This is a genomic window from Pseudoalteromonas fenneropenaei, from assembly GCF_042643375.1.
In the GTDB taxonomy this organism is placed as follows: domain Bacteria; phylum Pseudomonadota; class Gammaproteobacteria; order Enterobacterales; family Alteromonadaceae; genus Pseudoalteromonas; species Pseudoalteromonas fenneropenaei.
The window spans coordinates 148823-172254 of record NZ_JBHRSD010000017.1 but is presented as its reverse complement, the minus strand read 5'-3'; the positions used below and the strand labels follow the sequence as shown (position 1 = coordinate 172254).

The window sequence follows — 23432 nt, the reverse complement described above, 5'->3', positions numbered from 1 at the left end:
AGCCAATGAGCTGGACCAGTTAGAGATTATCGGCAAAGTCGTATGGATAGGCAAAGACTTGATTTAAGCTCCACACTCAATCGCAGAACATTTAGGAGGGCAACGCCGTTGCCCTCCTAAGTTAGTTCAATAACTTGATGTTACGGCTCTGCCAGTTGTTGCTGCTCTTGCTCGCTCAAGTTGCGCTGATAGTTAGCAAAACTAAGCCCCAGCCACTGCGGCAAAGTAGCGCTGACAAAAATAGACGACCAAGTGCCGACCGCAATACCAACAAACAACGCACTGGCAAAACCCTGTAAACTCGCTCCCCCTAACCACCAAATTGCCGCGACTGTGGTCAAAGTCGTCGATGAAGTGATGGTGGTTCTACCTAGTGTGCTACCCAGCGCTTCATTGATGGTCTCACTCACCGCAGCCTGCGGGCGAATACGCACCAACTCACGGACTTTGTCACCGATGATAATCGAATCGTTGAGCGAATAACCGATAATCGCCAAAAGTGCCGCCAGCACGGTTAAGTCAAATTCCATACCTGTAACAGCAAACAGCGCGACTGTGATCACAATATCATGCAGCAGCGCTAAACTGGCTGACAAAGCTAAACGCCATTCAAAACGCACGATAAGATACAGGCCCACGGCAAGCAAACTGACCAATAAGGCAAGCCCACCTTGCTCGATTAGCTCTGCACCGACTTGCGCCCCCATATAGCGACTATCGAGGATCTTAAGGCCGAGATTTTCCGGCAGTTGTGATTGCCATGCCAGAGGTTCCGCGATGTCACTTTGGGGAGGCTGAAACAATTGCCACTGTAATTCTCCTTGGTGAGTTAAACGAAACTCACCCGCCACCAGCGGGGCTAGCTCACGTTGTAAATTGTCTGCTGAAAGATCTTGTACGATTTGAAATTCAGTGACATAACCGCCAGTGAAATCTTGACCCAGTACCAAGCCGTGTTCAACTATCAATACACAGCTCAACACCACCGCAATAATACTTAGCCATAGTCCTGAAGTGCGGATTTTTTGCCAAAAATTAACCATGTTGCACCTCTTTTACCGGGTTATTTTTGACGACTTTGGCTGCGGCTCGTGGCACACGATAAAACCACTGCGATAACTGCGCTGATACCACCACACCACAGAACATACTGGTGACAATGCCAAGCGCCAATGTAATAGCAAACCCTTTAATTGGGCCATACCCTATCGCCATCAATACTAAAGCGGTGATCATAGTCGTCAAATTTGCATCCACTATACTGCTTTGTGCTTGTTGATAGCCGCGCTGTAGCGCCGTCAACATACTGCTCCCTTGTTTGCGCTCTTCTTTAATGCGCTCAAAAATAATTACATTAGTGTCAACCGCCATACCGATAGTCAGTACTAACCCCGCAATACCCGGCAAGGTTAATACCACACTTGGCAACAGTGACATTAAACCCAGTAAACACACCAAGTTTGCCACGAGGGCAATGCAAGCAATCACCCCAAGTTTGCGATACCACAGCAACATAAACCCTAAGGTTAGTGATAATCCGAGCGCTAATGCTTGGAAACCACTATTGATATTTTGTGCGCCTAAGCTTGGGCCAATGGTGCGCTCGGTCACGATAGTTAAAGGCGCATCTAACGAGCCGGCCCGTAGTAGCAGCGCTAAGTCTTCTGCCTTTTGCCATGAGCCCATATTGGTAATGCTAAATCTTTGTCCCAGAACTTGTTGAATCGTGGCAACAGAAATGACATTGCTGTTCTCTTGGATTTCCCCGCGGCTATCAGCAATATATTCGCTGTACAAGGTCGCCATCGGCTTACCAACGTTACTTCTGGAGAAACGTAACATTTTTGCGCCACCTTGAGACGACAAATGGAGTTGTACCAAAGGCTTACCATATTCATCGCGACCCGCTTGCGCCGAATCAATATCGGCGCCCGTGAAAATCGCTAATGGGTTTAAATTCACTGTGCCGTGTTCGGCTTTAACTGGCTTACCGCCAACCTCTTGCAATGCATGAAAGGACAATTGCGCTGTGGCACCAATAATACGTTTAGCCGCGGCTGGGTCTTGCACCCCAGGTAACTCAATGCGGATATAGTTTGCACCTTGGCGCTGGGTGACCGCTTCGGTAATGCCGAGCTCTTCAATACGTGAACGCAGCGTAGTCAGTGCTTGTGTCATAGTTTGTTTGTCAAACGCAGCAATGCCAGCTTCGTTATAATGCAAATTTGTGCGCATTAAACTGCCCTGTTGGTGAGTGGTGGCACTCAACTGCGGAAATTGCGTGACTAACGCCGCTTGTAATTGCTTGAGTGCCGTTTGCCCCTGTGGCAAGGCAACTAGCTCAACACCAGCAGCGGAGCTACGTTCAATTCGCACGCCGTGTAGCTTTTCTTTTACTCTGAGGGCTTGTGCTTCCAACGCGATATTTTCCATGCGCTTTTCAAGTGCTTTGGCGGTATCGACTTTAAGCACAAACAGCACTCCGCCATTTAAATCTAAACCCAATTTAATTGGTGATAAACCGAGTTTTTGCAGCCACATTGGCGCCGTTGCTTGCTCCGTCACTTTGACCACAGCTTGGTCACGTAGCGCTTCGGCAAGAACAACTTGAGCCGCAGCAGATGCCGTTTGCGGAGTTAAAGTCACCACAGTGCTTTTTTGCTCTGGTGAGGCTAGCGAGGTAATTTCGGCTACGTTAAAGTGGTTGCGCTGTAAGATCTGTTGCAGCACATCATGGCTGGGTAACACATGCTCTGCCGCTATTGGGCTAATACTCAGCACTGTGCTGTTTTGATAAAAGTTAGGCATGGCACAGAGCGCCAGCGCCACTATAACTAGGGCGATACAGATGCGCTTAAACCGCGCTTGCCATGAAGGGCACGATGAAGTTGTTGGTACAAACATATTTGACTCACTTAGCTGCTCAGTGAAGCGAAACGCTATTCACATCACAGCTTGATACCTGATAAAAATTCCATTCTGCTAAGCCGCGGCTTAACTTGTGTTATGAATAGAGATCAGGCATTTAACTGGTAAGTCAGTCTGGCGCGATAGGTTAAATTGGCTGGTTGGCAGTTATCAATTGCACCAGTGCGCGGTCTAGATGCGCATTTATACCAAGGTGGTGCGAGTGGTTTACTTTGACGAAACCGCAACACACGCGGGATATCTGGCTCAGCCAAGGCATACAGCAGTTGATAATCAGGTTGCTGTTCGGGGTGTAAAAAGTAACTGGGATGGGTCAAGCGACTCCGCTCAGGCAGCTCAACGGGATGAGGGGCTGGCAACTGGTGCTTTAGCCCTTGCCCTGATAGCGGCGACTGACCAAAACTAGCTTTACCGATATGGCCATGATTACTTTTATTAGCTGAGCTATAAGCAACTAAATCAATGTGCTGCTGCGAGGCCACAGGCTCGCTAAGCTGTTGTGTGAACGATTGTGGAGTTGATTGTGCAATCGATACCGTTTGCCAAGTTGCAACCACGGCTTCACGACTACTCACATTGAGTAGCGTACCAAACAGCAATATGGCCAATATTATTCGCAACACGTTAACGGCATCCTCTTAACTCTTGCCTAGACATATAGTCAACCTTGCCGATTTTCAAGTCGATATGTGCAAACTCTTCAATAAACGCTTGGCAGGTGTGCATAACCCGCCATGCGCTTACTTATTAACTCACTTATATACGCTATGCAAAGCTATGGCTTACTGCACAAATGCAGGCAACACATGCTCTGCTGCCATTTGCAAATAAGCCTGCCGCGCATGGGCTGTCACGACGACAACGAGTTCAAGTTCTTCAACCACTAAAATAGTCACACCTCCTCCTCCTTGGGCTGATTTGCCCACGTAGTATTTATCACCAACCTTAAGTCGCGTTTGAAACCAAAAGTAGCCATAGCCTGAGTCTGATAATTTATCTCCAGCGTAAAAGTTTTTTACTTGCTCATCATTCAGTGCGACTATTTTATCGGTTGCCTTAGCAATATAAGCCGCAGGAATAAGCTGCTCGCCCTGCCATTTACCTTTATTGAGTACTAAGCTGCCCAACTTCAGCATATCCCGCGATGTTAGGCTGGATAACGCGCCAGCTGTCGGTACCCCATCTTGCTCAACACGCCAATCATAGTTCACAATACCAAGCTTGCCGAATAGCTCCTGTTTAATAAAATCCTGCGCTGAACCCGGCACGACGGCTTCTAATACTTGCATCGCCAGATCTGGATTTGGCCCTTGATAGTTAAAGGTTTTAGCGTCGCTACTAACAGGCTCACTATCGCTAAAAAACGCCTGCACACGTTTAAGCCCATAATAGCGCTCAGGCTCACTGCCATATTGCTGGATTTTTTCGCTGCTAAATTTAAGCCCAGAGCTCATGCTCAAGACTTGATGTAGCGTGATTGTCTCAACTCCCTTAACAAAGCTACGAGTATCTAAGTTTGGCAAAAACTCGAGTAATGGTTTGTGCAAATCCGCCATGGACAAATAACCCAATTGCATCGCCCGACCTAACGCTAAGCTGGTATAAGATTTAGTTGTTGACGATTGCGGGTGTGGCAGATCAATCCGCCCGCGCGCATAATACGATTCGAATACTAACTTGCCTTGATGGGCAACCAGTAAACTATCGACTTGTTGATGCTGTTTATTAGCGATTTCTTGACCAAGCTTAACTAGCAAAGCTTGATTGCCACCGTCACGCCCCAATTGCGCTGTCACTACGCCATCTTGCAATGCCGCTGGTGCCACATCGATATAAGCTTGACTAAGCTCGCTAATATCCCAAAAGGTGCGTTTAATATCTGGCATCCGCCAATGCTTTAACTGCGCCTCCTCGGCAGAGGCTCGCGGCGCAGCATTGCGCTGGGCCGGCTCGCCTGCAATGCAAGTAGCGCTGACACAGCACAATAACAGGAGGGAAAAGACGGGGTTTGAGTTTTGCATGTGCATCATGTTATTCCTTATCTTGGTCGTTCTTACAACTTGCGCGGATAAAGCGACTCATTACAGCGTAAACGCTGGGATCACCCGCTCAGCAACAAGCTGTAAGGTGCTGTTATCATTATTGTTAGCCGTCACCACCAGCATTAAATCCAACTCCTCCAGCAGCACAATAAACTGCCCACCTCCACCTTGCGCCGAGGCACTGTAATAGCTTTTGTTACCCACTCTTAACTCTGAGTTCCAAAAGAAATAGCCATAACCTTGCTTAGCCACATCTTTACCGCCACCGTAAATATCCTCGTCACCGGTCAATAGTTGAGGGCTGGTTGCGGCAGCAATATAAGCTGTGGGGATCAGTTGCTCGCCCTGCCATTTGCCTTTATTCATCACTAAAGTGCCCCACTTAGCCATGTCACGCGAGGTCATCTTTGTGCGCCACCCAGCCTCAGGTAAGCCAGTGAATTCATTCATTCGCCAGTGGTAATTCACTATGCCAAGTTTGTCGAGCAACTCTTTTTTAATAAAGTCTTGCGCTGTGCCTGGCACCACAGCTTCAAGCACGTGCATGACAAACTCAGGACCATCACCATATTTAAAAGTTTGGCCCGCCGCGGTGACCGGCTCTGTCACTTCAAAATAAGCTTGAATTTGCCCTTGTCCTTTTAAACGCGCGGGATTTTTCTTCAGCTCTTCCTCTTGTTCTTTGCTGATCCGCAGTCCCGTTCTCATCGTGAGCGCATCAGCCAAAGTGATTTTCTCCACCCCTTGGGCAAATTTTGCCGGCTCTAGATCTTTTAAAAAGCTATAAATAGGCTTATCTAAATCCGCCATGCTTAGGTAACCAAGCTGAATTGCGCGACCTAGTGCCAGCGCGGTGTAAGCTTTGGTAGCAGAAGCTTGGCCATGCGGTAAATTAATGCGCCCGCGAGAATAGTAAGATTCAAATAACAACTTACCTTGGTGGATAATCAACAGGCTGTCGTATACACCAAACTGACCTGCGGCGATGTCTTTGGCAAGCTTAACAATCATGTCTTTGTTGCCGCCATCCACGCCTAATTTGCCGACTTGAATACCATCTTTGCGTTGTTCGGGTGAGGCATCGATAAACGCTTGGCTAAGCGTTGGCAACTCGCGATATCCAAGTTTAGCTTCAGCGGCACTCGCCTCGGGTGCACTAGCCTCAGGTGCAAGCTTCTGGTTTGGCTCCGCATGTGCCACATTCAAGCAACTCACCCCCACCAATAAGGTTGCGATACATAAAGTGTTCAATTTCAGCTGATAGTTCATAAAAAATCCTGTTCGTTATTTGCTGTGCGGCACCATGTAAAGTCGCTTCGCCTGTTGGCGTTATACTCATGTTGTGCGATACACAATGGTTGGACGAAACCTAACTTACGGGATAACAACAAAAACACTGGATGTTTGCCTGAGTTTTCACTGACTTTTCGCTGATTTTATAAAAACCTTTAAATATCATCTGGTTGAATATTTGCATTCGTTGCTATTGCGATTTAATCTAGAGAGACTAGGTATACTTGCTGATGCTATACCTTGATTATTTGCAGTAGTTGCTGGGCAGCAAAAAGCGACTCTCTATACGCATAAATCTGTTATGCAATTGAGGCACGTGAAGGCAGCCAGCAAGGCTATAATTCGGCACTTTTGGTAGGTAAGGAATCTATGACACAACAATATTGGATTGGTGATTTTTATATTGATTTGTCGCGCAATCAAATCACCTACCAAAACGACACCACGCTCCTTGCCCCAAAAGCACTCGCGGTACTGACTTATTTAGCACAGCAGCAAGGCAAAGTAGTAAGCCAAGACGAGTTACTGAGCCAAGTATGGCAAGGCACCATAGTCACCCCCAATACCTTACAGCGCTGTATTACCCAACTTAGAAAAGCCCTTGGTGACGATGGCAAAGCGCAAGACTTGATTAAAACTCATGCCAAAAAAGGATATAGCTTAGAAGCTGAGGTACGTTGGCAGCACGAAACTGAACTAAACACTGAACTAAACACTGAACTAAACATTGAACGCTTAACGCCAACAGCAAGCAACCCTGCCCCATTTGCAACGGATACGTATAACCCAAACGCCTCAACCACGCTCCCAGCACTTAAACAGAATACTAGAGTCATTGCCTTAGCTTGTATGCTATTCGTTTTTGCACTACTTGCTTTTCAGCTATTCGCCGCCAAACCCGCAACACAATTTAAAATCAGTGAATATCGTCCACTGACCGCAACCGATAACAAAGAAGTTGCTGGGGTTTATTCTCCGGATGGTAAATACATTGTATTTCATCGTTATTCCGATGAGTTTTGCCGTAACAATATCTGGGCAAAAAACATCGAAACACAGCAGGAATTCCAACTTACCGACAATTTAAATACCAACGGACCACATAGCTTTTCCAAGGATGGTAAAACACTTGCCTTTATACAAACGGTTAATTGCACCGAGCCTATCACGCAAAAAACCTGCTACCACCTCATGAGCTTAGATTTTGCGACAGCCCTACAAGCACCACAAACACCTAAACTATTGTTGGAATGCAAAAACTCAGAAATTAAAAGCCCAGAATGGTTAGATAACGAACACATCGCTTTACTACAAAAGACTTCCGAACGTTGGCAACTCATTCGCTATTCAATTCATGATAAAACCAGCGACGTCATTTATCAGCTGGCTGAAGGTAGTATTGTCCATTATACCTACTCGCATAAAGACGCAGTACTTGCCTTAATCACGCAGCAACAAGACGGCACTTTTTATATCAATAAGTTATCAGTTAACGGTGAGTTGTTATCAAGCCACCCGATACAATACCCACCGCAAATCGCGCGCTTAAGAGCAATATACCCGAGGTTTTCACCCTTTGAAGACCTACTGGTATTTAGCACTGGCCGACAGTTATTTACCTTGTCTTACCAAGGGCAAATTAAGACCATTGATTTACCCATTGATGAACCTATGAGCTCCCCAGAGTTCCACCCCGATGGTAGTCGCATGTTGGTGACTAAAGGCCATTACGACAGTGATATCACCTTAACACCTTTAAACAGCTTTGTTTCAAGCGATCAACCCAATAGCGCGGGTAAAGTATTAGCGCGCTCAACTCAAGGTGAGAGTCACGCGCAGTTTCAACCGCATGGAGACTTAGTGGCATTTACATCAAGTCGTACCGGCCAAAGACAAATTTGGCTTACTAACGCGACTAGCACGCGACAACTCAGCCACTTCCCTACTGATGCTTTTATGTATGAATTCCTCTTTGCTAAAGATGGTCAAAGTGTGCTGGCCAATGTTGACAAAGAACTGATACAACTACACTTAGACGGCACATCACAGCGCTTGGCTTTTGCCGCGCCGATCAAACAATTGTTTTATTGGGATAGCAGCGCCCAAACCGCGTTAGCCCTAATAGAAATCAACGGCGTCAGCCGTTTTGCGCAGCTGAACCTTGCCGATGCTGCTATCCAAGTGATAAATCATCATCAAGTCAAACGCGCACTAAAAAGCCAAGACGGTAAACTGATTTATACCGACCATATGGATAGGTTTTGGCTCTCTGGCGCGGTTGAGGATGAGCATATTGCAGCACTACAAGCACAAGGCAGCGACAAGCAATTTGTTATCCATCACAATACGTTGTACGGCATCAACGAAGCCAATCAATTGTGGTCTTATCAACTTAACGACCAAGTATTTGAAGTTTTAGGCCGAGTGCCTAACAACATCGACAATATTACTGCTGTAAATGGCGTTGAGGTACTGATGACGTTACGTGTGAGAGCCAAGAAAGAAGTTGTAGAGCTACTACTGTCGAACTAGCGCTTGGCAAAAGCGGCAACATTGCTCATGGGTGCGAGCCACACGTAACCAAGTAGAGTTTGGTCATACCCTGTAAAATAGGTATGACCAAATCCGACGCGAAATGACCTGAGATTGGCTAATTCTGGCCGTGCCAACCGCGAATTATAAAAGTTTACCCAGCGCAGCCACTTTCGTTTGGGCGTACTCACTAGCAGGGCGTAGTTCCAACAGGCGCTGATAATATTTCAGTGCTAGTGCATACTGCTTAGTGGCTTCATACGCTTCGGCCAAACTGTTTACAATATAGGTATGCTCGTTGTTCTGCGTAAGACCAAACTGAAAGATTGCAATAGCATCTGTTGCACGGTTATTTTCAGCTAACTTGTTGCCCCACTCAGTCAAAATCTCTAAATCGTACATCACCCCGGTGTCCGTCTCTGCTTGTGCAAGGGTAGCAGCAAAATTGTCAAAGCCCACTTTATTGGTAAGATCCTCAAGGTATGCCATCGGGTGATACGCCTTTTGTTTTTCTTCGGCATTAAAGTCAGGAATATAGTAAGCCGCAATTTCATCAACAAACGCAATCGGTAGCGAGCCTAAAAGATTGGTTAACACCACGATTGAAATATTATCTTCAGGGTACGTGATCATAGTCACAGCATCAGCCCCACTTGCACTCGCTGCGGGATGGTATTTACGTTGTACTACCTGCCAACCCATCGCATAACCATTTTCTAGTAAGCTAAACCCTTCTGTACGACCGTTGTTTAAACGTACGGGCGTCCACAATAAGTTACGGTCTTTAACTAATTTCCCTTGTTGCAACGCAATCAGATACTTGGCCAGCTCTGTCGCCGTCGAACTCATACCAGCAGCAGTACGCAACATAGGTGCAAACTCAAGGTAAAGATTTTTGTATTTTCCGTCCCCCATGTCGATATACTGGCGTGACTGATGTGGCACAATAAAATCCATATAATCAAAACCGGCTTGTGCGGTTTGCGGCATGCCTACGGGGTTAAACTGCATCTTCTCAATAAACGCAGTGAAACCTTCAGGTACATATTTATCAATGAGTTTACCTAAGATCACATAACCCGTTTGGTTATAGCTAAAACGCGAATTAGGCGTAAACTGAAAAGGTTGTTGTAACACTGCCTGCCAAGATGCTTCGGCGTCATTGGCCACAATCGGCCTTGCATTGTTTAAAATAGCCGGAAGACCTGTGGTGTGCGCCATTAATTGATTAATTTTCAGTGCATGCCAGTGCTTCGGCAACTCTGGTAAATGCTTGCCAATTTCATCGTCAATACTTAGTTTACCTTGCTCTGCCAACTGCACAATCGCAACCCCAGTAAAGGCTTTGGTCATGGAGTTAATCGGGAATACCGTTTGTGCTGTTACTGGTACTTGATGTTGTAAATCGGCGAAACCATAACTGGCCTGCTTGATGATTTTACCGTCTTTCACCACTGCGAGTTGCAACCCAGGAATATGTTTTTCTTTAATGATATGTTTAATATGGTCATCGACTGGCTCAGCTTGCACTATAGAAGTAAAACAAATTGCTCCCAGTATCGTGCCGATTAAAAACCCCTTTGAACGCGGTATTTTATTGTTTTTATACATGAAAAATCCATTCTAGCTCACTGTTAAAGTGGGTTATCCTAACCGAATACCTGTATCTGACACAACCATTATTGTGTTGTTATAAATAATTGTGACAAGTTAAAAAGCACATGTAGTTCGAACACATAATAAAGTAGCAAATAAAATCCCAAATTCAACAATAAACAGGGGTTGCTGCACATTTATAAACCACTAAGTATTATGGAGTATGTGGCACTGTATCTCACGCCTATAAGAGCAAGCATTATCAATACGACTAATGACCGCGTTAACAGCAAGGTGCCAAATTGCTTAATTTTAACAAATACATCTTCGCACTCAAATTCGCAACTTACTCATGCAGAAAGCAAGGAAACAATAAATTGGTTTAAGACAAGTGCGGGCTGGGTGAGACTTCAGCAGTGTTCAAAAAATATCGCCCTGCACGTTTAGATGCGGGGCTCGACTTAGGGCAATCTTAATAGGTCAATTAGTGAGTAATAAGAAGATTGAAAAATTGAAAGAGCCCTTAGTAATTTGTCTAATTTAGCAAAGAGAGTCCATTTCTCAATTATGGCAAATCTCAGCAACCTTCCAAGCCTCAGAGAAGTTATTATATTTCCACACTTCTGCCATCACTTTTTATTTATCAACAAACTGAACCTTGAACTCGACGCATTGACCAATGTCTGCATCCATCGCTGTTTGATAAATAGAAACATAAGTCTAAGTCCGCCATTGTCCTCGCTAAAGTAGCATTGCGTATTAAAAGTTATCGTGATGACTCCATATCACTTACCTCACGAGCATCTGAAGTAACAACTTTTCGGCTAAAAAGGTCAGACTTATAGACAACTGACATATGCTCTATGAAAGAATCTAACTTAGCTACTGGTAAACCTAGCAAGCTTGCAAACTTTGCTTTCTGAATATTCATGGCTTCATTCAATTCACTTTCTGAATAATTTTCTGGTGAAATAAATTCTGGTATTTCTGAAATCAATGGAATATTGTGGTCCAGCGTTCCAAAATGCAATCTCAAGAACTGATCGTTTGCATATTTGTATGTTTCCTCAGACAATCCCAAAAGCTGACTATTACTAGAAATATTACGCTTAATTTGTGATGCCATTTCAACTGATTTGTTGATCGATTGCGCATTTAGACTAAATACACTAACAAAAAGTGCAGCAGCAGATAATTTCAATAAACTCATCATAGATAATCCTTTAATTTTAAAACTAATGCTTCTTAATAATTCAATACAGCAACATCAAAGATAAAATAACACTACAACAAACCGCACACAATACAGGTACAAAAATTATTCTCGCTGATGAGAAGTTTTAATTACTAAAGCTATTCTCAAGTGCGCTTCAAGTCATATTGATGATTTCTAGTTTGGAGCAAGATTAAAGCCTGAATTCAACTCTGAAAGTCATAACTCAGATAAAGGCGCTTTTTACTTAAAATTGAGTTTTAGCGCGCCAGTAAGTCGCATTTTGGCAAGTATGAAGTGGATTTATCCACCAATAAAAAAGCCCCGCGAGATGCGAGGCTTTTTTATAATTTAGTGAGTCAGCCGGTAAGCCGGGTTCTGTCGTGGATAATCATTCGTCTAGGCCTAAGATCACTCTTAGGCTCAAGCAACCTACCCGGTTCCGATGTGGGCCACACCTTAAGGAACCCTATTTGGTCTTGCTCCGGGTGGAGTTTACCGTGCCACGAACTGTTACCAGTCGCGCGGTGCGCTCTTACCGCACCCTTTCACCCTTACCTGTGCCCGAAGGCCATCGGCGGTTTGCTCTCTGTTGCACTGGTCGTAGGCTCACGCCCCCCAGCCGTTAGCTGGCACCCTGCCCTGTGGAGCCCGGACTTTCCTCCCCCTGATCATTTTCGTCACAGGCAGCGATTATCTAGCCGACTCGCCGCGCATTATACAGTAACTCAGCGCGATGCACAGTGCTTTATGCGTCTTTGTCATCAATCATGACCTTATACAGTGCATTTTTTTTCAGGCCAAAATAATCTGCTACCACACCACAGGCTTTTTTCAATGGCATTTCCGGAGCTAAGAGTTCCAACATGCGTTTTGCTTCAGCTGGAATTTCTTCTGTTTGCGCAGGTTTTCCTGGTAGCATAAGTACCAGTTCGCCTCGTTGACGCTCAGGTTCATTGGTTAAAAATGTGATGAGCTCCGCAACACTTCCGCTAAAAAACGTTTCGTAGGTTTTGGTCAGCTCTTTGGCAAATACCACTTGTTGCTCTGCGCCAAGCACAGTTTGCAGATCTTCAAGACTGGCCATAATGCGATGAGTGCTTTCGTACATAATGCTGGTGATGCCACTTTCATAAGCGGTTTTAAAAAACTGTTGACGGGCTTGGCTTTTCGCTGGGCTAAAACCAATAAACTGGAAGCGGTCGGTCGGTAAGCCCGAGCAACACAAAGCCGCAATCGCTGCGCAAGCACCGGGTACTGGCGTTACGTGCGCGCCTTGCTGACGACATAAATTTACCACCGCATAGCCAGGGTCGCTTATCAAAGGTGTACCTGCGTCAGACACTAAGGCGATGTTTTTCCCTTCCTGCAACCAATCTAAGAGTTGCTGCGCCTTTTGTTTTTCATTGTGATCATGCAGGGCAAAGGTACGGGTTTTAATGCCAAAATGACTCAGCAACTTGCCTGTATGGCGAGTATCTTCAGCCGCGATTAAGTCAACACTGCGTAAGGTGTCGAGGGCACGTTCGCTGATGTCGGCTAAGTTTCCAATTGGCGTGGCAACGATATAAAGAGTGCCAATTTTGTTGCCATTGTCCGTATTTGTCATTGTGGTCTCCCGCGTCAGTCAGTAAGATATACCCATACTCTTTTATTATGCCAAGCGATTATCCTTTATCACCCATAAACTAAGCGGGTGGATAAACGTCTAACGGGTATAACGAAATAGCTTGGGTCTCGACCAATCGCTTAAATTAACTAAAGGTGCAGTGTGCGACTGAAACTTGTAAGTCTGCTAGTGGTGGTATTGTCAGGGTTATCTGCCTGCAGTACAACCCAAAAATCAACTCAGCCTCAACAACAAGCGTCTGTCTCGACCGCCAATGCGATAACTGCGCTCAATGCCGAAGGTTTATGGCAAAAAGCGCAAACCTCAGCTGGCGCCAAACAATTTCAGCTGCTGTATGCCGCAAGAGATGCTGCTTTGCAAGAACGCAACTGGATTTTGCTCGAACAAGTCGCTGAGCATTTAGGCAACACTGCGCAAGTCGACCAAATTCAAAACAAACTCTATATTGCCTTAGCGCGCCAACAACAAGGGCAATTTAGTAACGCGCTGAGTATGTTAGGTGATATTGAGTCACAACTATCTTCACCAGCTCATCAAGCCTGGCACCAATATCTCAGCGGCAGTATCTACGCCTCCCAGGACTTACCAAAAAAAGCGCTACCGTACTTTTTTGCGGCAGCAGATCTATGTGCTGAACACCAACTTTCGATTGTTGGCTTAAATGATGAGATCTGGCAAGCACTGCAGCAACTTTCAAGTTATGCACTAGAGCGCTTTGACCGCGGCTCAACCTTGCAGCAAGGTTGGGTCAAACTGGCTATGTATCAGCAAATTTATGTTGGTAAAGGATCTTTGTTAGAACAAGCGCTAAATAACTGGCAACGTCGTTTTGTCAACCATCCGGCGCAATCTATAGTGCCTGAACAAGTCCAGCAAACGGTAACGTTAGAACCTTATACTAGCCAAAGATTAGCAATTTTGTTACCGCAGTCTGGCGCCAATGAACGCTTAGGTGCAGCACTAAAAAATGGAGCACTCGCGGCATTAGATGGCTACGCCATCGAGCAAGTGTTTTTTATTGATGAAATGCTGCCAGCAACGGAGATTGCACAGCAACTCGCGAGTAAGCAAATTGATTTTGTAATAGGCCCTCTCCTTAAAGCCAATATCAATAAATTGACTGAGCTCGATGCATTAGCAGCTACGCCAGCCCTGATGTTGAACACCCCAGATATAGTGACGGTTAAGCCTGACCAATTCTATTTTGCGCTTAATCCGGAACATGAAGTTGAGCAAGCGTTGGTACATTTCCTCACTGCTGGCTATAAAAAGCCGATGTTACTTGCACCTCAAAATATCAATGGTGAGCGCTTAGTCGAAAAGTTTACTACCGAGTGGCAAAAATATAGTGCGACGACTGCGGAAATAGGCTTTTACACCGACAGTAAAAATATGGCTGATATCGTTGCACAGTTACTTGAAGTGGATAGTTCTAAAGCCCGCATCCGCGATATTAAATCGCTATTTCGCACTGAAGTCGAAAGCGAAACCCGTTCACGCGCCGACATAGATGTGATTTATATTTTAGGTGATACGGTCGAAACCCGTTTATTAAAGCCTTATTTAGACGTCAATGTGAGTACCTTTGCGAAACGTATTCCCTTATTCGCAACTTCTCGCAGTTATAGCAAACGTATAGATACTACTGATAAAAGCGACCTCGAAGGGCTGCATTTTACCGAGCAACCCTGGATGTTACCTGAACCCGATCAACGTCAGCTGCGCGTCGATTACGATAATTTGTGGCCAGAGCAAGCTGATATCGAACAACGTCTGTTTGCTATGGCATTTGATGCGATACGCTTAATCCCAGAACTTAAGCAACTGGCGGCCATTCCAGGCAAAGAGTTTCATGGCTTAACCGGCAAGCTTAAAGTCAAGGAACAACATATGGTATGGCGCCGTTTGAGCTGGGCACGCTATCACAGCAAAAGTATTGAGCGCGTGGAATTAGCAGAAACAGCACCTACTCCGTTATTTATGCAACCACAAACAGATAGCGTAACGCTTGTGGGTAACACTCGCTAATGGGATTAGGTAGCTGGTTTAAAAATACCCGAGATAAAGGCGGACATTTTGAACAGCTAGCCGAGCACTATTTGACCAACCAAGGTCTCAACTTTGTGGCGCGTAACTATACCTGCCGATATGGCGAAATTGACCTTATCATGCGTCATCAGCAAACGTTGGTGTTTGTGGAAGTGAAATACCGCAAAAGTGCCCAATTTGGCGGAGCATTACACAGCTTAACGGCTACCAAACAGCAGCGCTTGCGTCGTAGCATTGAACATTATTTAATAGCACATCATGCCAGCAATCAGCCAGTGCGAGTCGATTTCGTCGCAATTGAAGGCACTGATAACATTCACTGGTTACAAAACATACTGTAAACACATCAATATTATGCAAGATATTATAAAGACAATCTTTACCGAAAGTATTCAAGCTCAGATAGCAGCAGCAGAAGTACTCTCAGATGCGCTGGAATCAGGCGCCCTCGCGATTGCGCAAACTTTATTGAATGGCAACAAGTTGCTGTGCTGCGGTGCTGCCAGTAGCGATATGCTAGCGCAACATTTCGCTGGTTTATTGGTGAATTTCTTCGAAACTGAACGCCCTTGCTTACCCGCGATTGCGCTGAGCAATGAGCAGCGTCAGCTTAGTTACGCGAGCGCAAGCGAAGAGCTGGACATTATAGCCAGACAAGTACGTGCATTTGGCCAAAGTGGCGATATGTTACTCGCTATCAGTATCGACGGTTATGAAAAAAGCGTGGTGTCAGCAGTTGAGGCAGCGCTCACCAAAGACATGAAAATCATCGCTTTAGTTGGCGATGACGGTGGCGAATTAACTGGCCTGCTTGGCCCTCATGATGTCGAGATCCGCGTGCCAAGTAAACGCCCTGCTCGTATTATTGAAGCCCATTTGTTTAATTTGCATTGCCTTGGCCAGCTGATCGACGCCACCTTGTTCCCGCAGGAGGATTTAGCATGATAAAGACCCGTTTAGCGACCTTACTTTGTGCATTGGCGTTATTGCAAGGCTGTGCAGCAGCTGTCGTAGTAGGTACTACAGGCGCGGTTACCGCAGCGAATGATCGTCGAACCATTGGCGCACAGATTGATGATAACAATATTGAGATCAAATCGACCTTAGCGATTAAAGGCAAGCCTCAGCTTGCGGAGTTCACCAATATTACCGTGATAAGCCTCAATGGCATTGTGCTGTTGGTCGGCCAAGTACCGAATGAAGAAATGCGTCAAGCCGCGGAAGCAGCGATGAAGGACATTAACGGTATTCGCCAGATCCATAATCAAGTGCGGATCGGCAGTAATATTACGCTTAGCACCCAAACTCACGATACTTGGCTTACTTCTAAAGTGAAAACGCGCTTACTGGCGGACAAACATGTAAGTGGTAACAACATTAAAGTGGTGACTGAAAATGGGGAGGTATTCTTGCTCGGTTTAGTAAGTCAACAAGAAGCTGACCTCGCGGTTGATATTGCTCGTAATATCAATGGGGTAGAGCGCGTGATCAAGGTATTTGAATATCTTTAAACGCCACTCGGAACCATCATCTCACGTATTCAAATTTTGCAACCGCGTAGAAAAAACCCCAGTAAACTGGGGTTTTTTATATGCTTAATTCGCTTATCACTTGATGATACGCAGATGAGAGCCCTTTTTCTTATCGGGCTCTTGTGTTGTCTCAGCAGCTGAAACAGGTTCAGATTCTTCTACAACGACATCTTGTTCATCAAAATAAGTGTCCGGTGTAAACACCGTACCTTCACCGTTTTCACGTGCGTAAATCGCCAGAATAGCGCCCATAGGCACATACACTTGCATTGGTTGCCCTGAAAAACGTGCGTTAAAGCTTAAAGCTTGGTTGTCCATGCTGAACTGTGTCACCGCTGATGGACTGATGTTTAACACTATCTGGCCATCTTGTACAAACTGACGCGGCACCTGCACGCTAGCATATTCCGCATTCACTACAACATGTGGAGTGCACTGGTTATCAATGATCCAGTCCAAAAAAGCGCGCAGCAGATACGGTCGGTTTGGTGTCATCTTCATTACGAACGGATCTCGCGCTCTGCATCAGTCAATGACGCTTTAAACGATTCACGCTCAAATAGACGGACCATATACTCTTTCATTTCTTTGCTACCAGCACCGCTCAAAGAAATACCAAGTTCTGGCAAACGCCATAACAATGGAGCAAGGAAACAATCCACTAAGCTGAATTCTTCACTCATAAAGAATGGTGCTTCAGTGAAAATTGGGGCAATCGCCAGTAACGCCTCAGTCAGCTCTTTACGTGCTTGCTCTGCGTCTGCACCACCTGCTTTGATTTTATCCGCAAGGCTGTACCAATCGTTTTCAATACGGTACATCATCAAACGGCTACGGCCACGCATTACTGGGTAAACAGGCATTAGCGGAGGATGAGGGAAACGCTCGTCCAGATATTCATTGATGATGTTGGCTTGATATAAACCAAGTTCACGGTCAATCAATGTAGGTACTGTACCGTAAGGGTTAATCTCGTGTAGCGCTTCTGGCAAATTGTCCTTCTCAGCCAGATGAATATCAACACTGACGCCTTTTTCTGCAAGTACGATACGTACTTGATGGCTGTACATGCAGTTTGCACCAGAGAACAACGTCATAACAGGGCGCTTATTGGCAGCAATGGCCATGCTTACCTCCAAATCATTACATAAGCAATTCTGTAAACAGCAATAGGGGCAAGAGCCCCTATTACAATTTACCGCAAAGAGAGTTCAATATTAATGAACATCTCTCCAGTATTCTTTCTTCAATAAGAACGCAAGGATAAATAGGATAACTAAGAAACCTAGTACCTTAATACCAATGCTTTCAGATGTTAAGCGAGACGGCTCACCTACATACTCAAGGAAGTTAGTGATGTCACGAGCAGCTTGGTCGTATTCGTCCGTGCTCATTTCACCAGAACCATCCACTTCAGTGCCTACTACTTTAGTCACTTTATGGCCGTGTTCTTCAACTTCTTGCATTACCGGCGTTGGTAGGCCTTGTAATTCTTGTAGTACGTGAGGCATACCCACTGATGGGAACACAATATTGTTCACACCAAATGGGCGCGTTTCGTCTTTATAGAAAGACTTTAAGTAGGTGTAGATGTAGTCCGGTGACTTAACCCGCGCAATCAGAGTTAAATCTGGTGGTGGTGCACCAAACCACTTTGCCGCATCTTTAATGTCGATTGCGTTCAAAATGTGGCTACCCACTTTAGAACCATCAAAAATTAACTGCTCTTTGCCGATCTCAACTGGAATACCGATGTCACGAAACGTACGCTCGTAACGTTGATATTGCATTTGGTGACAGCCTAAACAGTAGTTCATGAACAACTTTGCACCACGTTGCAAAGAAGCCTTGTCTGTCAAATCGATATTCGCATCCATCAAAGGTACTGATGGACCAGCCGCCATAGAAAGAGTTGGCAATAATGCGAATAAACCTACAATTAGCTTTTTCATCATTTCGTCAACCTCGTTGGTAATGGCTTAGTTTTTTCATTCTTACTGTAGAACCACAATAGTACGAAGAACATGAAGTATGTCACTGTCGTAATTTGCGATAGTAAAGTTTTGAAATCAGTTTGTGGTGTCGCACCAACCCAACCTAAGATAACGAATGTTACCACGAATTGAGCAATGTTCAGTTTGTGCCAGCCACAACGGTAGCGAATTGAACGTACTGATCCTCTGTCAATCCAAGGTAGTAACGCCAACACCACAATTGAAGCACCCATTGCGATAACGCCCGTTAACTTATCTGGAATAGCACGTAAAATCGCATAGAACGGTGTGAAGTACCATACAGGGAAAATGTGCTCAGGTGTCTTAAGTGGGTTTGCCGCTTCAAAGTTTGGCGCTTCAAGGAAGAAACCACCCATTTCTGGCGCGAAGAAAACCACCCAACAGAAGAAAATAAGGAAACCTACAACACCAAGGATATCTTTAACTGTGTAATAAGGATGGAAAGGAATCGCATCCACGATGTCTTTCTTGCTGGTATAGTATTCATGGAATTGGAACTTCGGCTTGTCAGCTTCAGCAACTGAGCCTTTCTTACGTTTGATCTCAACGCCATCTGGGTTGTTTGAACCGACTTCGTGTAACGCTACGATGTGGAGGAACACCAGAATCACCAATACCAAAGGTAAAGCAATAACGTGTAAAGCGAAGAAACGGTTTAACGTTGCACCAGAGATAACATAGTCACCACGGATCCACTGCGTTAAATCGCCGCCAATTACCGGAATAGCACCAAATAGAGAAATAATTACCTGCGCACCCCAAAACGACATTTGACCCCAAGGTAATAAGTACCCCATGAAGGCTTCTGCCATAAGCGCTAGGAAAATAAACATACCGAACAACCACAATAGTTCACGCGGCTTTTGGTAAGAGCCGTAGATCATACCACGGAACATATGTAGGTAGACCACAACGAAGAATGCCGAAGCCCCTGTTGAGTGTAAATAACGTAGTAACCAACCATATTCCACATCACGCATGATGTATTCAACCGAGGCAAAAGCGCCTTCCGCTGATGGAACAAAGTTCATGGTCAACCAAATACCAGTTAGAATTTGGTTTACTAACACTAAAATGGCAAGCGAACCAAATAGGTACCAGAAATTAAAGTTCTTTGGCGCTGGATATTGTGCAATATGCATATTCCAGACACGCGTCATTGGAATTCGTTCATCAATCCAGTTGATCACGTTTCCAACTACGCCTGTAGATGCGTTTTCTTGTTTGCCAGCCATTATGCAACCTCTTCTTCACCAACCAAAATGGTTGTTTCATCAATAAAGGTGTAAGGTGGGATTTCTAGGTTTAATGGTGCAGGTACAGCTTGGAATACACGGCCAGCCATGTCGAATTTAGAACCATGACATGGACAGAAGAAACCGTCTTGAGTACCTTCTACCTTCTCACCAAAACCACCTTGCAGGAACGTTGGAGAGCATCCTAAGTGAGTACAAATACCTACCGCGACAAATATTTCAGGACGCTTAGAACGATAAGCGTTCTTTGCTGAATCTAGCTGTTGCGGCTCATCAGAATTAGGGTCACGAAGTTTATCTTCATGAGCTTTCATTTGCTCAAGCATTTTCGGTGTACGATACACAACCCAAACAGGTTTGCCTCGCCACTCAACACGAATTAGTTGCCCCGGCTCCAGTTTGCTGATATCTACTTCTACAGGCGCACCTGCAGATTTAGCTCGCTCACTTGGATTCCAAGACGCAATAAAAGGAACAGCAGCACCAACCGCACCCACACCACCCACAACTGAGGTAGCAATGGTTAAAAAGCGACGTCGGCTGTTGTCTACAGGCGCATTGCTCATCCACTTATCTCCACTATGATCCTCAACACTTGCTATATTGAGAACATCATTTACAGCAGGTTAATTTTCAAGAAATTACAAAATAGAAGCGATCATAAAGAAAAGCCTTTATTAAAACAAGGTTATTCCTCATTCCAAGCCACACAAAATGCGGTGTTCACCACTGCATCAGCGCATTGCTTAGCTGACAAATTATGATAGCACTTTTTGGCACACAATTTACTGACCAAGATCAACCACGATTCTTTGTGTCATTGATGTGGTGCCTTGATCTTACTCGTATTACTTGCCTCGCAATTGTAGCAAAAAAAAATCTGGCTGGGTGGTGAATTCGAGATTAATTGTTGTAAAAAATCACCAAAATGAAGATTTTGCAGGTAAAGGCTGACAGAAAGTAAAAAACCCAGCAAAGTGCTGGGTTTTCGCATTCTTGAAACGTAATAAATTAACGCTTAGAGAATTGTGGACGCTTACGCGCTTTGTGTAGACCCACTTTCTTACGCTCAACTTTACGAGCGTCGCGAGTAACAAAGCCAGCTTTACGAAGTGTTGAACGAAGAGACTCGTCAAACTCCATAAGTGCACGAGTGATACCGTGACGGATTGCGCCAGCTTGACCAGTGATACCACCACCTTCAACAGTGACGTATAGGTCAAACTTTTCAGTTAGTTCAACTAGCTCAAGTGGTTGACGAACAACCATACGAGCAGTTTCACGACCGAAGTACTCTTCTAAAGAGCGCTTATTGATTACGATGTTGCCAGTGCCTGGGCGTAGGAATACGCGAGCACTTGAACTTTTACGACGACCTGTACCGTAGTATTGATTTGCCATGTTAGTGCTCCTTAAATGTCAAGAACCTGAGGCTGCTGTGCAGCGTGGTTGTGCGTGTTGCCCGCGTAAACTTTAAGCTTACGGAACATCTCACGACCTAGAGGACCACGAGGTAACATGCCTTTAACAGCTTTCTCGATGATCATTTCAGGCTTGCTAGCTTGTAACTTAGCGAAGTTAATAGACTTGATGCCACCTGGGTAACCAGTGTGAGACCAGTACATTTTATCTTCGAATTTATTACCAGTTACAGTCACTTTCTCAGCGTTGATAACGATGATGTAATCACCAGTATCTACGTGTGGAGTGTACTCAGCTTTATGCTTACCGCGCAGGCGACGAGCGATTTCAGTAGCAAGGCGACCTAAAGTTTTACCTTCAGCGTCAACTACGTACCAGTCACGTTTTACAGTTTCTGGTTTAGCAACAAACGTTTTCATTTATAAAAATCCAATGTTTCAATTAAAACCACAGGCAGAATTAACTGCCGCTCTACTTGGTGCTTTAACCCCTTCGAGTTGAAGACTTTATACCCTGACGCCAGAGGCTAAACCGACGAAAGGAATAGAACGCAACGTGGCAGGCCGCGAATTATAGCAGCTCGAAATTAGTAATGCTAGGGGATGTTTACATCAATTGGGTGGAATTTTGTTCAAGCCAATTATTTGGTGTTTAGGTAGGTATTGCGAACCTTATACCTACCTCTATCAGCTTAGCTTAGGCCTAAGCTAAATGCTCACGCGCAAGATAATCCAGCGACTGCATTTCCTGTAATCGACTGATACAACGGCGAAACTCAAAACTCAGTGTACCTTGGGTATATAGCTGTTCAATTGGCACAGCCGCTGAAATGATCAGTTTGACATGACGTTCATAAAACTCGTCAACCAAGGCGATAAAACGCCGAGCGGCATCATCGTTATTCTGGCCCATTTGTTTGACGTTAGAAACCAGTACGGTGTTATACAAACGACTGATCTCCATATAATCCACTTGGCTGCGAGCAGTTTCGCAAATCGCAGTGAAATCAAACATCACGATACAATCCGAGACTTTACGGGTTTTTATTTGCCGGCCTTCTATTTCAATCGCTAAATCACATACACCTGGCTCGGGCGAGAGCTTGTCAAAGTATTCAAACAAGTTTGCATCAGCCTGAGCATCTAATGGGCTGTGATAAATTTCCGCTTGTTCTAATGTACGTAAGCGATAATCAATGCCTGAATCGACGTTTACAACGTCAGTGTTGGCCTTAACCAGTTCAATGGCAGGCAAGAAACGCGCGCGCTGTAAGCCATTGCGATAGAGTTCATCTGGCACAATATTAGAAGTCGCAACCAGTACAATACCGCGCTTGAATAAGGCTTGCATCAAACCACCTAGCAACATCGCGTCAGTAATGTCTTGCACAAAAAACTCATCAAAACAGATAATGTCGGTTTCGGCCTTAAACTTGTCTGCTACTAGCTCCAATGGATTAGTGACGTCTTTTAGCAGTTTCAGCTCATCGTGGACGCGGTGCATAAAGCGGTGAAAATGCACGCGCATTTTCCGTGATGTCGGCAAGCTTTCGTAAAAAGTATCAACCAGATAGGTCTTACCACGGCCTACCCCGCCCCAAAAATACAGCCCTTTTACCTTTGGCGTGCTATCTTTACCTAAGAGACGGTCAAGCCAGCTCGGTTGATGGCGTTGTGCCGCTTGCAAATCGTCATACAGGCGCTGCAGTTGCTTTACGGCATTTTCTTGTGCGGCGTCATATTGAAAGTCATCACGAGTCAAATCTTGCTGATATTTTTGCCAAGGCGTCATAATTTAAGTGTTTTGCAATAGGACTGAAATTTAACACTTATCTTAACACGCAACCCGTCTCAGCGTATATTAGCGCTACATATTTGCTGTGTATCTTAATTCTCTGAGATTAGCAGTGAGGCCAATGCAAGCT

At 45.0% G+C, this 23432-nt stretch carries 21 protein-coding genes and 1 other RNA gene; 5 read left to right on the top strand and 17 right to left on the bottom strand.

From position 1 onward, the window contains the following. Positions 1–140 precede the first annotated feature (140 nt). The 5 genes from secF to ACFOEE_RS10945 all read right to left on the bottom strand — a co-directional run bounded on the left by secF (position 141) and on the right by ACFOEE_RS10945 (position 6239). A complete protein-coding gene (gene secF, locus ACFOEE_RS10965; RefSeq protein ID WP_377124126.1) occupies positions 141–1043 on the bottom strand; it encodes a protein translocase subunit SecF in 903 nt (300 codons plus the stop codon). Further along, positions 1036–2904, bottom strand: a complete 1869-nt coding sequence (gene secD, locus ACFOEE_RS10960) for a protein translocase subunit SecD (RefSeq protein WP_377124124.1) — start codon at positions 2902–2904, stop codon at positions 1036–1038. Before secD ends, secF begins: the two co-directional genes overlap by 8 nt. Positions 2905–3017: 113 nt before the next feature. Further along, positions 3018–3551 carry a hypothetical protein gene (locus ACFOEE_RS10955; protein WP_377124122.1) on the bottom strand — a complete coding sequence of 178 codons (534 nt, stop codon included), beginning with the start codon at positions 3549–3551 and terminating at the stop codon, positions 3018–3020. A 159-nt stretch (positions 3552–3710) separates the two neighbouring features. Then, on the bottom strand, positions 3711–4958 hold the full coding sequence (locus tag ACFOEE_RS10950) for a serine hydrolase domain-containing protein (RefSeq protein ID WP_377124120.1): 1248 nt from the start codon (positions 4956–4958) through the stop codon (positions 3711–3713). Positions 4959–5009: 51 nt separating this feature from the next. Further along, a complete protein-coding gene (locus tag ACFOEE_RS10945; protein ID WP_377124118.1) occupies positions 5010–6239 on the bottom strand; it encodes a serine hydrolase domain-containing protein in 1230 nt (409 codons plus the stop codon). A 393-nt stretch (positions 6240–6632) separates the two neighbouring features. On the opposite strand from ACFOEE_RS10945, the gene ACFOEE_RS10940 reads away from it, so the two are divergent. Beyond that, complete coding sequence (locus ACFOEE_RS10940) at positions 6633–8795, top strand: winged helix-turn-helix domain-containing protein (protein ID WP_377124116.1); 2163 nt, start codon at positions 6633–6635, stop codon at positions 8793–8795. A gap of 144 nt (positions 8796–8939) precedes the next feature. Here the strand turns inward: ACFOEE_RS10940 and ACFOEE_RS10935 are convergent, their stop codons facing one another. The 4 genes from ACFOEE_RS10935 to rsmI form a co-directional block, all read right to left on the bottom strand. Further along, on the bottom strand, positions 8940–10406 hold the full coding sequence (locus ACFOEE_RS10935; protein ID WP_377124114.1) for a serine hydrolase domain-containing protein: 1467 nt from the start codon (positions 10404–10406) through the stop codon (positions 8940–8942). A gap of 751 nt (positions 10407–11157) precedes the next feature. After that, a complete protein-coding gene (locus ACFOEE_RS10930) occupies positions 11158–11604 on the bottom strand; it encodes a hypothetical protein (RefSeq protein ID WP_377124112.1) in 447 nt (148 codons plus the stop codon). A 351-nt stretch (positions 11605–11955) separates the two neighbouring features. Further along, positions 11956–12313: RNase P RNA component class A (gene rnpB, locus ACFOEE_RS10925), an RNA gene on the bottom strand. A 39-nt stretch (positions 12314–12352) separates the two neighbouring features. Beyond that, the gene (gene rsmI / locus ACFOEE_RS10920) at positions 12353–13213 is read right to left on the bottom strand and encodes a 16S rRNA (cytidine(1402)-2'-O)-methyltransferase (protein WP_377124110.1); all 861 of its coding nucleotides are present in this window, start codon (positions 13211–13213) and stop codon (positions 12353–12355) included. Between the two features lie 162 nt (positions 13214–13375). On the opposite strand from rsmI, the gene ACFOEE_RS10915 reads away from it, so the two are divergent. The 4 genes from ACFOEE_RS10915 to dolP are packed head-to-tail and all read left to right on the top strand — an operon-like array spanning position 13376 to position 16794. Beyond that, positions 13376–15262, top strand: coding sequence for a penicillin-binding protein activator (locus ACFOEE_RS10915; RefSeq protein ID WP_377124108.1), 1887 nt, complete (start codon positions 13376–13378; stop codon positions 15260–15262). Next, positions 15262–15624, top strand: coding sequence for a YraN family protein (locus ACFOEE_RS10910; RefSeq protein WP_377124106.1), 363 nt, complete (start codon positions 15262–15264; stop codon positions 15622–15624). Before ACFOEE_RS10915 ends, ACFOEE_RS10910 begins: the two co-directional genes overlap by 1 nt. A 13-nt stretch (positions 15625–15637) precedes the next feature. Beyond that, complete coding sequence (locus ACFOEE_RS10905; RefSeq protein WP_377124104.1) at positions 15638–16228, top strand: SIS domain-containing protein; 591 nt, start codon at positions 15638–15640, stop codon at positions 16226–16228. After that, positions 16225–16794, top strand: coding sequence for a division/outer membrane stress-associated lipid-binding lipoprotein (dolP, locus tag ACFOEE_RS10900; RefSeq protein ID WP_377124102.1), 570 nt, complete (start codon positions 16225–16227; stop codon positions 16792–16794). The genes ACFOEE_RS10905 and dolP overlap by 4 nt, the downstream gene beginning before the upstream one ends. A gap of 96 nt (positions 16795–16890) precedes the next feature. On the opposite strand, the gene ACFOEE_RS10895 is transcribed toward dolP, so the two are convergent. The 8 genes from ACFOEE_RS10895 to zapE form a co-directional block, all read right to left on the bottom strand. Then, positions 16891–17310 (bottom strand): ClpXP protease specificity-enhancing factor, encoded by a 420-nt coding sequence (locus ACFOEE_RS10895; protein WP_377124100.1) that lies wholly within the window; start codon positions 17308–17310, stop codon positions 16891–16893. A gap of 5 nt (positions 17311–17315) precedes the next feature. After that, positions 17316–17942, bottom strand: coding sequence for a stringent starvation protein SspA (gene sspA / locus ACFOEE_RS10890; protein WP_377124099.1), 627 nt, complete (start codon positions 17940–17942; stop codon positions 17316–17318). A 90-nt stretch (positions 17943–18032) separates the two neighbouring features. Then, positions 18033–18770: a cytochrome c1 gene (locus tag ACFOEE_RS10885; RefSeq protein ID WP_377124097.1), complete on the bottom strand. Its 738-nt coding sequence runs from the start codon at positions 18768–18770 to the stop codon at positions 18033–18035. Further along, the gene (locus ACFOEE_RS10880) at positions 18767–20065 is read right to left on the bottom strand and encodes a cytochrome b (RefSeq protein ID WP_377124095.1); all 1299 of its coding nucleotides are present in this window, start codon (positions 20063–20065) and stop codon (positions 18767–18769) included. Before ACFOEE_RS10880 ends, ACFOEE_RS10885 begins: the two co-directional genes overlap by 4 nt. After that, positions 20065–20652: a ubiquinol-cytochrome c reductase iron-sulfur subunit gene (petA, locus tag ACFOEE_RS10875; protein ID WP_377124093.1), complete on the bottom strand. Its 588-nt coding sequence runs from the start codon at positions 20650–20652 to the stop codon at positions 20065–20067. Before petA ends, ACFOEE_RS10880 begins: the two co-directional genes overlap by 1 nt. Positions 20653–21097: 445 nt before the next feature. Beyond that, complete coding sequence (gene rpsI, locus ACFOEE_RS10870; protein ID WP_377124091.1) at positions 21098–21487, bottom strand: 30S ribosomal protein S9; 390 nt, start codon at positions 21485–21487, stop codon at positions 21098–21100. A gap of 11 nt (positions 21488–21498) precedes the next feature. Beyond that, a complete protein-coding gene (gene rplM, locus ACFOEE_RS10865; protein ID WP_377124089.1) occupies positions 21499–21927 on the bottom strand; it encodes a 50S ribosomal protein L13 in 429 nt (142 codons plus the stop codon). Between the two features lie 283 nt (positions 21928–22210). Continuing rightward, the gene (zapE, locus tag ACFOEE_RS10860) at positions 22211–23299 is read right to left on the bottom strand and encodes a cell division protein ZapE (protein ID WP_377124087.1); all 1089 of its coding nucleotides are present in this window, start codon (positions 23297–23299) and stop codon (positions 22211–22213) included. Positions 23300–23432: the final 133 nt, after the last annotated feature.